9 protein-coding genes are annotated in these 11643 nt (G+C 62.0%); 7 read left to right on the top strand and 2 right to left on the bottom strand.

Annotated features, from left to right (window positions below; translation table 11 throughout):
- Positions 1–62: 62 nt before the first annotated feature.
- Positions 63–2327, top strand: a complete 2265-nt coding sequence (locus ABE459_RS04820; protein WP_323833149.1) for a bifunctional diguanylate cyclase/phosphodiesterase — start codon at positions 63–65, stop codon at positions 2325–2327.
- On the opposite strand, the gene ABE459_RS04815 is transcribed toward ABE459_RS04820, so the two are convergent.
- A complete protein-coding gene (locus ABE459_RS04815; RefSeq protein WP_323833151.1) occupies positions 2227–3114 on the bottom strand; it encodes an NAD(P)-dependent oxidoreductase in 888 nt (295 codons plus the stop codon). The genes ABE459_RS04820 and ABE459_RS04815 overlap by 101 nt on opposite strands.
- 202 nt (positions 3115–3316) lie before the next feature.
- Here ABE459_RS04815 and ABE459_RS04810 point away from each other — a divergent pair, with 202 nt between their 5' ends.
- Positions 3317–5500: a hypothetical protein gene (locus ABE459_RS04810; RefSeq protein ID WP_125462916.1), complete on the top strand. Its 2184-nt coding sequence runs from the start codon at positions 3317–3319 to the stop codon at positions 5498–5500.
- A gap of 408 nt (positions 5501–5908) precedes the next feature.
- Here the strand turns inward: ABE459_RS04810 and ABE459_RS04805 are convergent, their stop codons facing one another.
- Positions 5909–6214, bottom strand: coding sequence for a DUF2288 domain-containing protein (locus ABE459_RS04805; protein ID WP_125462914.1), 306 nt, complete (start codon positions 6212–6214; stop codon positions 5909–5911).
- Between the two features lie 359 nt (positions 6215–6573).
- Between ABE459_RS04805 and ABE459_RS04800 the strand changes: the two genes are divergently transcribed.
- The 5 genes from ABE459_RS04800 to ABE459_RS04780 all read left to right on the top strand — a co-directional run bounded on the left by ABE459_RS04800 (position 6574) and on the right by ABE459_RS04780 (position 11568).
- Positions 6574–7689: a branched-chain amino acid ABC transporter substrate-binding protein gene (locus ABE459_RS04800; protein ID WP_125462913.1), complete on the top strand. Its 1116-nt coding sequence runs from the start codon at positions 6574–6576 to the stop codon at positions 7687–7689.
- Between the two features lie 236 nt (positions 7690–7925).
- A complete protein-coding gene (livH, locus tag ABE459_RS04795; RefSeq protein ID WP_110996283.1) occupies positions 7926–8849 on the top strand; it encodes a high-affinity branched-chain amino acid ABC transporter permease LivH in 924 nt (307 codons plus the stop codon).
- Positions 8846–10102: a high-affinity branched-chain amino acid ABC transporter permease LivM gene (locus ABE459_RS04790; protein ID WP_110996282.1), complete on the top strand. Its 1257-nt coding sequence runs from the start codon at positions 8846–8848 to the stop codon at positions 10100–10102. The genes livH and ABE459_RS04790 overlap by 4 nt, the downstream gene beginning before the upstream one ends.
- Complete coding sequence (gene livG / locus ABE459_RS04785) at positions 10099–10866, top strand: high-affinity branched-chain amino acid ABC transporter ATP-binding protein LivG (protein ID WP_125462912.1); 768 nt, start codon at positions 10099–10101, stop codon at positions 10864–10866. Before ABE459_RS04790 ends, livG begins: the two co-directional genes overlap by 4 nt.
- Positions 10867–11568 (top strand): ATP-binding cassette domain-containing protein, encoded by a 702-nt coding sequence (locus ABE459_RS04780; RefSeq protein ID WP_125462911.1) that lies wholly within the window; start codon positions 10867–10869, stop codon positions 11566–11568.
- The last annotated feature ends 75 nt before the right edge of the window (positions 11569–11643 follow it).

The following is an 11643-nucleotide window of genomic DNA, read 5'->3' as shown; positions in this document are numbered from 1 at the left end:
GCAGGAACAGTCTCCAGCCGCGCGTCGTGGGGACCGGAGAGCACTCGACGAAGAGGCCTGCAATGGAGTGGCTGGGACTGCAATTGTTCTCGGGATTACCGACGACCGGGCAGATCATCCTCGACTGCCAACACAACCCCTACCTGGTGCTGTTAGCCTTTGCCGTGGCCAGTGCCGCCTGTTTCGCCACCCTGGACATGGCCGAGCGGCAAAGCCATTGCGAGGACCGCCTGGCCCGCAGGCAATGGCGAATACTGGGCGCCTGCTGCCTGGCCGGTGGTATCTGGGCGATGCACTTCATCAGCATGCTGGCCTTCCAGGCACCGCTGGACATTCACTACGACGCGGCCCTGACGGGCCTGTCCCTGCTGATCGCGCTGCTTGCCGCATGGCTGGCAATGAACGGCCTCGAGCGTGCGCAAATGCGCCCGCATCACTTTTTGCAGACCGCGCTGTTCATCGGCATCGGTATCAGCACCATGCACTACGTCGGCATGGCCGCCCTGCAGACCAGTGCCCAGCAACACTACCAGACAGCCCTGCTGCTGGCATCGATCGCCATCGCCGTGGCCACCAGCCTGGTCGCCCTGCTGATGGCCCGGCACTTCCGCCACGGCAGTGGCACCTTGCACCTGCTGATGAAATATGGCGCCAGCCTGCTGATGGCCGGCGGCATTGTCGTGACCCACTTCACCGGCATGGCCGCCATGACCCTGGTGATCCCCAGCGAGACCGCCCTGCGCCTGCCCACCAGCGACAACAGCCTGCAACTGGCACTGACCATCGCCTTCATAACCCTGCTGATCAGCGGCAGCAGCATCAGCGCAGCACTGTCCGACAAGAAGCTGCAAAGCAAGGAGCACGACCTGCGCCGGGTGAACCTGCTGCTCAGCCAGCTCGACCAGGCCCGCGCGTCACTGCAGCAGGCCGCGCACTATGACGCGTTGACCAACCTGGTCAACCGCCGTGGTTTCAACCAGGTGTTCGCCGAACGCCTGGCCGAGCATGCCGCCAGTGAAAGCATGCTCGCGGTGATGTTCCTCGACATCGACCACTTCAAGCGCATCAACGACAGCCTCGGCCATGCCGCCGGCGACGAACTGCTCAAAGTGATCGCCGGGCACATCAAGGCCGCGACCCGTGGTCACGACCTGGTGGCGCGCTTCGGCGGCGACGAATTCTGCATCGTCACCGCACTCAACAACCGCGACGAAGCCCGTCACCTGGCGCAGCGCATCATGTTGCGCATGAAGGAGCCGATCGACCTGGCGGGCCGGCGCATGGTCATGACCACCAGTATCGGCATCAGCATCTTCCCCGACGATGGCCTGAGCACCGAGGAGTTGCTGAAGAACGCCGACCTTGCGCTTTACCAGTCCAAAGGCTGCGGGCGCAACAGCCTGAACTTCTTCAGCAATGGCCTGAAGACCCGCGCCACCCTGGAGCTGCAACTGGAAGAGGAACTGCGCGTGGCACTGTTCGAAGAACGCGGGTTGTGCGTGCACTACCAGCCGATCTTCGACCTGCGCAGCGGCCGGGTGGCCAAGCTCGAAGCCCTGGTGCGCTGGCAGCACCCGCAACATGGCCTGCTCGGCCCCGACCGGTTCATCGGTATTGCCGAGGCCAACGGGCTGATCGCCGAGCTGGACCTGTGGGTGCTGCGCCGGGCCTGCGCCGACCTGGCCCAGCTCGGTCGCCAGGGCCATGACGAACTCAAGGTAACGGTGAACTGCTCGGCACTCACCCTCGGCCGCGAAGAGCTCGCCACCGAAGTCGAACTGGCGTTGTTCCAGGCCGGCCTGGCCGCCCGTCAACTGGAGCTGGAGGTCACCGAAAATGCCCTGATGGGCGACATCCAGCACACTGTCAACCTGCTCAAGCGCATCCGCGCCCAGGGCGTGGCCCTGTCGATCGACGATTTCGGCACGGGTTATTCATCGCTGGCCTACCTCAAGCGCCTGCCGCTGGACGTGCTGAAGATCGATCGATCATTCGTTCAGGACGTACCGGGCAACCAGAAAGACCGCGAAATCGTCCAGGCGATCATCATGATGGCGCATACCCTGCACCTGGAGGTGGTGACCGAGGGCGTCGAGACGCCAGAGCAGCGCGCGTTCCTCGCCGCCCATGGCTGCGACTTCCTGCAGGGCTACCTGCTCAGCCGCCCGATCCCCCTGGCCGAGCTGCGCCCGGTGCTCGAACGGCTCGATCGCCAGGCCCGCGCACTCAGCCCTTGTTGCGATACAGCTCTACCAGGGTCGCCGGATCTTTTTGCAGATAACCCTGGCTTCCATGCAAACGCATCAATTGCGCGGCGAGGCCACTGAGCGGCGTCGCCGAGCCCTGCTCGCGGGAGAATCCAACGGCGGTATCCAGGTCCTTGAGCAGGGTGCGCACATGCCACTTGATCGGTTCGAAACGGCTCTCGGCCATTTGCGGTGCAAGGATCTGCAAGGGTTTCGAATCGGCGAAACCACCGGCCAGGGCTTCGGCGATCAGCCGCGCATCCACCCCTGACTGTTCGGCCAGCGCCACGACCTCGGCGATCACCAGCGCATTGCAGGCGACGATCATCTGGTTGCACGCCTTGGTCACCTGCCCTGCCCCTACCCCACCCATGTGCGTCACCCGCTGACCGAGGGTCAGCAACACCGGGCGAACGCGCTCCAGGTCATCCGCCTCGCCACCGACCATGATCGCCAGGGTGCCGGCCTCGGCGCCTGGAGTGCCGCCGGACACCGGTGCATCCAGCCAGGCCATGCCGCACAGGGCCGCCAGCTCCGCGGCCATCTCCCGCGTGGCGGTGGGCTCAAGGCTGGAGAAGTCCACCAGCAACTGACCGCTGCGCCCACCCTTGGCGACGCCCTGCTCACCGAACACCACGTCGCGCACCACCGCAGTGTCGGCCAGGCACAACAGCACCACATCGGTGCCCTGGCACAGCTCGGCAGGGCTGGCGGCCAGGCGAGCACCCGCAGCCACCAGCTCGGCGCATTTGTCCGGGCTACGGTTCCACACTGTCAACGGATAGCCGGCCGCCAACAGGCGACGACACATCGGCAGACCCATCAGGCCAATCCCGGCAAAACCCAGCGAAGGCAACGCACTACTCATGAGCAACTCCAGACAGAAGATTAAAGAAGCGTGACGAACGGACGATGCAGTGCAGGTGCGATTCGCAAAAAACCATGTAGGGGCTAGGGAAATCCCCGATCGCACAAGAAAAAGACGCACTGATAAAGTCGCGATATTTCTCCGTGATAGCGTTATGACATGCTTCACCGGGAAGCCCACACTCCCAGGCAAACGGCGCACTATGACCTCTACGAACACTTCTGCCAATGCGGTCCCCGAGTCGACGCTCCTTCCCGCTTCGCTGACCGCAAGCGGTGCTCGAGACCTGCCGGCGGCGCGCAGCACACCGGCGCAGCAGTACCTCTACTTCACCGAACAGGACATCCAGCGCATCCTCGACAACCTCGACGGCCTGCGCGACCTGGTATTCCCGCGCAACCTGCACGTGGAAGACGAAGACCAACTGCGCCTCGAACAGCAGTTCCCGTCGGTGTGCCTGATCGGCCTGGGCCGTTGCGGCTCGAACATTGCGCTGGACGTGGCGGAGCTTGTGTACAACGCCCGCACCTTCTTCCTCAATGAATTCAACAACGAGGATCGCCACAAGGGCGAAGGCGGTTACAGCCCCGCGCGCTGGATCCGCCAGAACCTGCGCCTGGTACAGAACAAAGGCGTGAAACCGGTATTTCTGGTCGAGCCACTGGTGATGCTGGGCGACCTGGACAAGGACATCGCCGGGCGCATCCGCTTCTCGCGCAAGGGCGAGCGCGGCGGTTTCCTGCGCGACTACAGCAAGATGAAGATCATGGACCTGTCCGAGGTGCATGCCGGTGGCGCCGGTAACGCGCCGATCCTCGGCCAGTACCTGGCCAAGATCATCCTCAACAAGGATACCCAGCGCTTCTCCAGCGCCGACTGGAAGCTGATCCACTCGTACCTGATCGACTCCTGTGGCATCAAGGCCAACCAGTCGCGCCTGTACTTCTACATCTTCAGCGCCGGCGGCGGCACCGGCTCGGGCATGGCCTCGGAATTCGGCCTGGCCCAGCAGTACTCGTACATGAACAAGACCTTCGACACCAAGCCGGCCGACGAGAACGACGGCAAGAGCGGGCATTCGTTCGTCTTCGAGCCGATTTTCACCAGTGGCATCTGCGTGCTGCCCAACGCCTCCGACCACCGCAGCGAGATGTCCGAGGCCCTGCACATCAACGCCGGGCGCCTGCTGTGCAAATATCTTTCGGAAGAATGGGACTTCTCGTACAACTTCGATAACGAAGACAGCAGCGAAGCCAGCGTCATGGGCCGCATCCGCCCGTGGAACGCGATGATGCTGATCTCCAACGACATCATGCGCTACGCCGAAGAAAGCGATGACGGCACGATCCAGAACATCGACGTCAACGCCATGGAGAAACACGCCAACCAGTACATCTCCCAGCAGATCTTCAACATCCTCACGGCGCAGGCGGTGACCACCGACTACGACCAGAACTACTTCCGCCGCGCCGGCATCGACATCGGCGAAACCATCCGCCTGGATGCCAACGACCTGTTCATGAGCCTGGCCGGCCCCGTGGCCATCGCCTACGCCGAATCGGTGGTGCCGGAAATCCCCCCGGCCGGGTCGGAAAAGTTCAAGGTATTCGAGCGCGAACAGCCGCGGCTGGATATCGACGACCTGTTCTTCCGCTCCATCGACCTGCCGCACTTCAACAAGCAGACCCAGGCCATCGAAGGCATCAGCCTGCTGCCGATCGAGTCGAGCCGTTATCGCGCGGCACTGGAGCAATACCAGGCCTCGGGCTATGACGCCGCGGCGCTGCACGACCTGCACTTCTTCAAGAACTGCTCGTCGGTGGTGTCGATCGTCTCCCTGCCCAAGGACTACAAGCTGTCGTACATGGACCTGAACCGGCTCAAGACCCACCTCAACAGCCTGTTCCCCAACACCACGCTCAAGCGCTATGCGCTGGTGATCGGTGCTTCGGCCAACCTGTCGCTGACCACGCTGATCGCCAAGAGCCCGTGCCTGTCGGACGATTTCCTGACCCTGATCGTGGCGTTCATCAAGCGTTGCTTCGCGCGCAATCCCTACCGTTTCGACGACACCATGGACAACGCCATCCTCGAGTTCATCACCAGCGAGCACTTCGACGAGGACCGCATCGACGACCTGCTCAACGAGTTCGAGAACCCGGCGAAGATCCTCGACACCAACTGGTACGCGATCAAGCCGATGTACGAGAAGAAGTACCGCGAGCTGATCAACGACAAGAGCCGGTTCGTTTCGATCAACGATATCCGCCTGTCGCGCGAATGCGTGAAGAAGGCGGTGAAGTACCTGCGCGAGATCTACCGTCACCGCATCGGCAAGACCCGCGTGATCTCGTTGAACACCCATACCGGGCGCGTGGACTACTGATTACCCGCGGGGCGCCCACTTCCCATGGGCCTGCAGAGTCTTTTTGCAGGCCTCTGTGGGAGCAACTGTCCAACTGTGTGAGCGGCCTTGCCGGGGCGCTCATACAGCTGTCGTGCAGTACATGTGGGAGCGGGTTTACCCGCGAACACCAGCGAAGCTGGTGCCAGACACCGCGTTGCGTGCTTCGCGGGTAAACCCGCTCCCACAGCGACCGCACATGCCTTGAATAGAGCACTGTTACTGTACGAGCTGGCAAAGCCTGCGAAGCAGTCCCATTTACGCATGCCGTAAACTGTTACCGCCCCGCCGAATCATCCCGCCACTGTTACTTACTTCCACCTTACGTGAGCGTCAACGCGCACCATCGCGAGGCGTCTGTGCGATTTTGCGCACTAAAAAAGCGCGTGCTTATTCCGCTTTCTTTTCCTGAATCACGATGAACGGCGAAACGACCACCGCCCAGATCTCTGGATCGCGGGTTTGCAGGTCGAGCGCCTGCTCCGCGGACAGCGCCGCCACAGTGCCATCACTGCGCCACTTGGCGAAGATCTCGCTGCGATTCTCGGCCATTGCCTCGGCAACGACGATCAGGTCGAGGCTGGGGTCGACCCAAATCAGGTCACCCTTGGCCCAGAAACGTTCCAGGGCTTTCCACTCGATGGCAGCGGTCTCGCCGAGCAATTTGGCATAGAGGGTGCTTACTTGATCAGTCATGGGTTTACCTGCGCATAAATCGGCCAAGAAAAAAGGCCGGCATTTTTGCAGAAAAACCCGGTTTCAAATACGTAATTTGGTCGATTCGGCGCGAACTTGTGGGGCGGGCCGAGAGTGCAGGCAAAAGTGATGGCGCTTTTCTGTATCTTTATGTCGATCAGGCGACACCCCCGGAAACAGACGCTTTTCGCCCGCTTTTCAAGCGCTCGGGCAGCGCTCTACACTGTACCGGTACAGTTCCGGGACATGTTCCGGGGGAAGGTGGGGTTGCGGTTAGGCGTAGCCAGCCGCAAATCCCGCCCGGTCTGTAGGCCTGGCCTCCAGGACTATAAGAATTACAACAGAATGAGTGGAGCACTATGATCAAGATTTCCAAGCTGTTCGCCGCAATGGTTCTGGCCGGGGTTGCCAGCCATTCGTTTGCCGCCGATACCATCAAGATTGGTATCGCCGGCCCCAAGACCGGTCCGGTCACCCAATACGGCGACATGCAGTTCATCGGCGCCAAACAGGCCATCAAGGACATCAACGCCAAGGGCGGCGTCGATGGCAAGATGCTCGAAGCCAAGGAATACGACGACGCGTGCGACCCTAAACAGGCCGTTGCAGTCGCCAACAAAGTGGTCAACGACGGCGTCAAGTTCGTGATCGGCCACCTGTGCTCCAGCTCCACCCAGCCTGCGTCCGACATCTACGAAGACGAAGGCGTGATCATGATCACCCCGGCCGCCACCTCCCCGGAAATCACCGCCCGTGGCTACAAGCTGATCTTCCGCACCATCGGCCTGGACAGCGCCCAGGGCCCGGCCGCCGGCAACTACATCGCCGACCACGTCAAACCGAAAGTGGTCGCGGTACTGCACGACAAGCAGCAGTACGGTGAAGGCATCGCCACCGCGGTCAAGCAGACCCTCGAGAAGAAAGGCACCAAGGTTGCCGTCTTCGAAGGCCTGAACGCCGGTGACAAAGACTTCTCCTCGATCATCCAGAAGCTCAAGCAGAACAACGTCGACTTCGTCTACTACGGCGGCTACCACCCAGAGCTGGGCCTGATCCTGCGCCAGGCACAGGAAAAGGGCCTGAAAGCCAAGTTCATGGGCCCGGAAGGCGTGGGTAACGACTCCATCTCGCAGATCGCCCAGAACGCCTCCGAAGGCCTGCTGGTGACCCTGCCGAAGTCCTTCGACCAGGACCCGGCGAACAAGGCCATCGTCGACGCCATCAAGGCTGACGGCAAGGACCCGAGCGGCCCGTTCGTATTCCCGGCCTACTCGGCCGTCGAGCTGATTGCCGAAGGCATCAAGGCCGCCAAGTCCGAAGACACCGACAAGGTGGCTGCCGCCATCCACGCCGGCAAGTTCAAGACCCCGACCGGCGAGCTGTCCTACGACGAGAAAGGCGACCTGAAAGACTTCAAGTTCGTGGTGTACGAATGGCACTTCGGCAAGCCGAAGACCGAAGTCTCTCCTCAGTAACTGCGTGACTAATAGCTGACCGAGAAGCCCACTGTGCGAGCAGTGGGCTTTGTTTTACGAGGTTCTATGGGCCTGATTCCCGCGATCCGGGGGCCGGTCCACCTGAAAATCTTAAAACCGTCACCCGCGGTTTCCTGGCAGTGCCCGCAAAAGATCACGTGGCGAAGACCACGAGAACATGGGCCGGGGTCATCCCCCACCAGTGAAATGCAAATCAGGTTTTTAGGAGCGCTGTAATGCCTGAGATCTACCATTTCCTACAACAACTGGTTAACGGACTGACCATCGGCAGTACCTATGCCCTGATCGCCATCGGTTACACGATGGTGTACGGCATCATCGGCATGATCAACTTCGCCCACGGCGAGGTGTACATGATCGGTTCCTACGTGGCCTTCATCGCCCTTGCCGGGCTGGCCATGATGGGTATCCATTCGCTGCCGATCCTGATGACCGTGGCCTTCGTCGCCACCATCTGCGTCACCAGTGCCTACGGCTACAGCATCGAACGGGTCGCCTACCGGCCGCTGCGCAACAGCAACCGGCTGATCCCGCTGATCTCCGCCATCGGCATGTCGATCTTCCTGCAGAACACCGTGTTGCTGTCCCAGGACTCCAAGGACAAATCCATCCCCAACCTGATCCCCGGGAGCCTCTCCTTCGGGCCGGGCGGCGCGGAAGAAGTCCTGATCAGCTACATGCAGATCCTGGTGTTCGTGGTCACCCTGGTGGCCATGACCTGCCTGACCCTGTTCATCTCCCGTTCCCGCCTGGGCCGCGCCTGCCGCGCCTGCGCCGAGGACATCAAGATGGCCAACCTGCTGGGCATCAACACCAACAACATCATCGCCCTGACCTTCGTCATCGGTGCCGCGCTGGCGGCGGTGGCGGCCGTGCTGCTGAGCATGCAGTACGGGGTGATCAACCCCAACGCCGGTTTCCTGGTGGGCCTGAAGGCCTTCACCGCGGCGGTACTGGGCGGCATCGGCAGCATTCCGGGCGCCATGCTCGGCGGGCTGGTGCTGGGCGTGGCCGAAGCGTTCGGCGCCGACATCTTCGGCGACCAGTACAAGGACGTGGTGGCTTTCGGTCTTTTGGTTCTTGTCCTGCTGTTCCGGCCGACCGGCATCCTGGGCCGCCCGGAGGTTGAAAAAGTATGAACAGAAATCTCAAACAGGCGTTCTTCAGCGCCTTGCTGGTCTGGGCCGTGGCCTTCCCGGTACTGGGCCTGAAACTCAGCATCGATGGCATCAGCCTGATCGTTCACAGCCAGGGCTCGTTCACCATCAGCATCATTGCCGCGTGCTCGGTGCTGATGTTCCTGCGCGTGCTGTTCGACAAGCAGTGGAGTGCGGTGATGGGCCGCCGCTCGGACCGCAAGCTGGTGCCACCGTCGGTGAGCAACTTCCTCACCCTGCCGAAAACCCAGCGCTGGATCATCATGGGGCTGATCGTGGCGGCGCTGATCTGGCCGTTCTTCGGCTCGCGCGGCGCGGTCGACATCGCCACCCTGATCCTGATCTACGTGTTGCTGGGCCTGGGCCTGAACATCGTGGTCGGCCTGGCTGGCCTGCTCGACCTGGGTTATGTGGGTTTCTACGCCGTCGGCGCCTACAGCTATGCGATGCTCTCGCACTACCTGGGCTGGAGCTTCTGGGTGTGCCTGCCGATCGCCGGCCTGATGGCCGCCACCTTCGGCTTCCTGCTCGGTTTCCCGGTGCTGCGCCTGCGTGGCGACTACCTGGCGATCGTCACACTGGGCTTCGGCGAGATCATTCGCCTGTTCCTGCGTAACCTCACCGACTGGACCGGCGGCCCCAACGGCATCAGCAACATTCCCAAGCCCGAGTTCTTCGGCCTGACCTTCGAACGCAAGGCTGCCGAGGGGATGCAGACCTTCCACGAATTCTTCGGGCTGGAATACAACTCGATCAACAAGGTCATCTTCCTCTACCTGGTCGCCCTGCTGCTGGCCCTGCTGGCGCTGTTCGTCATCAACCGCCTGCTGCGCATGCCGATCGGCCGTGCCTGGGAAGCGCTGCGTGAAGACGAGATCGCCTGCCGTGCGCTGGGCCTGAACCCCACCGTGATCAAGCTCTCGGCATTCACCCTGGGTGCCTGCTTCGCCGGTTTCGCCGGCAGCTTCTTCGCCGCCCGCCAAGGGCTGGTGACACCGGAGTCGTTCACCTTCATCGAGTCGGCGATCATCCTCGCCATCGTCGTGCTGGGTGGCATGGGTTCGCAGTTGGGCGTGATTCTCGCGGCCATCGTGATGATCCTGCTGCCGGAGATGATGCGTGAGTTCAGCGAATACCGGATGCTGATGTTCGGTGCGCTGATGGTGTTGATGATGATCTGGCGTCCGCAGGGCCTGCTGCCCATGCAACGTCCTCACCTGGAGCTGCCTCGATGAGCCGCGAAATTCTGCAAGTCAGCGGCCTGAGCATGCGCTTCGGCGGCTTGTTGGCGGTCAACGGCGTAGGCCTGACCGTCAAGGAGAAACAGGTGGTGGCATTGATCGGCCCGAACGGCGCCGGCAAAACCACCGTGTTCAACTGCCTGACCGGTTTCTACAAACCCAGCGGCGGCACCATCCTGCTCGACGGCCAGCCTATCCAGGGTCTGGCCGGCCATCAGATCGCCCGCAAGGGCGTGGTGCGGACCTTCCAGAACGTGCGCCTGTTCAAGGAAATGACCGCGCTGGAGAACCTGCTGATTGCCCAGCACCGCCACCTCAACACCAACTTCTTCGCCGGCCTGTTCAAGACCCCGAGCTTCCGCCGCAGCGAAAAGGAAGCCATGGAGCGCGCGCAGTACTGGCTGGAGAAGGTCAACCTGACCGAGTTCGCCAACCGTACCGCCGGCACCCTCGCCTATGGCCAGCAACGGCGCCTGGAAATCGCCCGCTGCATGATGACCCAGCCACGGATCATCATGCTCGACGAACCGGCCGCCGGCCTGAACCCCAAGGAAACCGAAGACCTCAAGGCGCTCATCAGCTACCTGCGGGAATCCCACAACGTGACCGTGCTGCTGATCGAGCACGACATGAAACTGGTGATGAGCATCTCCGACCACATCGTGGTTATCAACCAGGGCACGCCCCTGGCCGATGGCACGCCGGAAGAGATTCGCGGCAACCCTGATGTGATCAAGGCCTACCTGGGGGAGGCGTAAATGCTGAAGTTCGAGAACGTTTCCACCTTCTACGGCAAGATCCAGGCGCTGCACAGCGTCAACGTAGAGATCAACCAGGGCGAAATCGTCACCCTGATCGGCGCCAACGGCGCCGGCAAGTCGACGCTGCTGATGACCCTCTGCGGTTCGCCCCAGGCCCATAGCGGCAGCATCAAGTACCTGGGTGAAGAGCTGGTCGGCCAGCCCTCCTCGCACATCATGCGCAAGAGCATCGCGGTGGTGCCGGAAGGCCGCCGCGTGTTCTCGCGCCTGACCGTCGAGGAAAACCTGGCCATGGGCGGTTTCTTCACCGACAAGGGCGACTACCAGGAGCAGCTGGACAAAGTCCTGCAGCTGTTCCCGCGCCTGAAGGAGCGCTATATCCAGCGCGGCGGCACCATGTCCGGCGGCGAACAGCAGATGCTGGCCATCGGCCGTGCGCTGATGAGCAAGCCTAAGCTGCTGCTGCTCGACGAGCCTTCGCTGGGCCTGGCGCCGATCATCATCCAGCAGATCTTCGACATCATCGAACAGTTGCGCCGCGATGGCGTGACGGTGTTCCTGGTGGAGCAGAACGCCAACCAGGCGCTGAAGATCGCCGACCGCGCCTATGTGCTGGAGAACGGCAAGGTGGTGATGCAGGGTACCGGTGAAGCGCTGCTGACCGATCCTAAGGTACGTGACGCGTACCTCGGGGGTTGAATGATCGAAGGGCCTTCGGGCCCTTTTTTCTGCCTGCAAGTAATGCGTGCGCTTCTTCGCGGGTAAATCGCGACG

Origin of the sequence: Pseudomonas sp. TWI923 (genome assembly GCF_039673365.1) — a bacterium.
GTDB lineage: Bacteria > Pseudomonadota > Gammaproteobacteria > Pseudomonadales > Pseudomonadaceae > Aquipseudomonas > Aquipseudomonas sichuanensis.
Note: the sequence above shows the minus strand (reverse complement) of the source record. Positions and strands in the feature narration are given on the sequence as shown.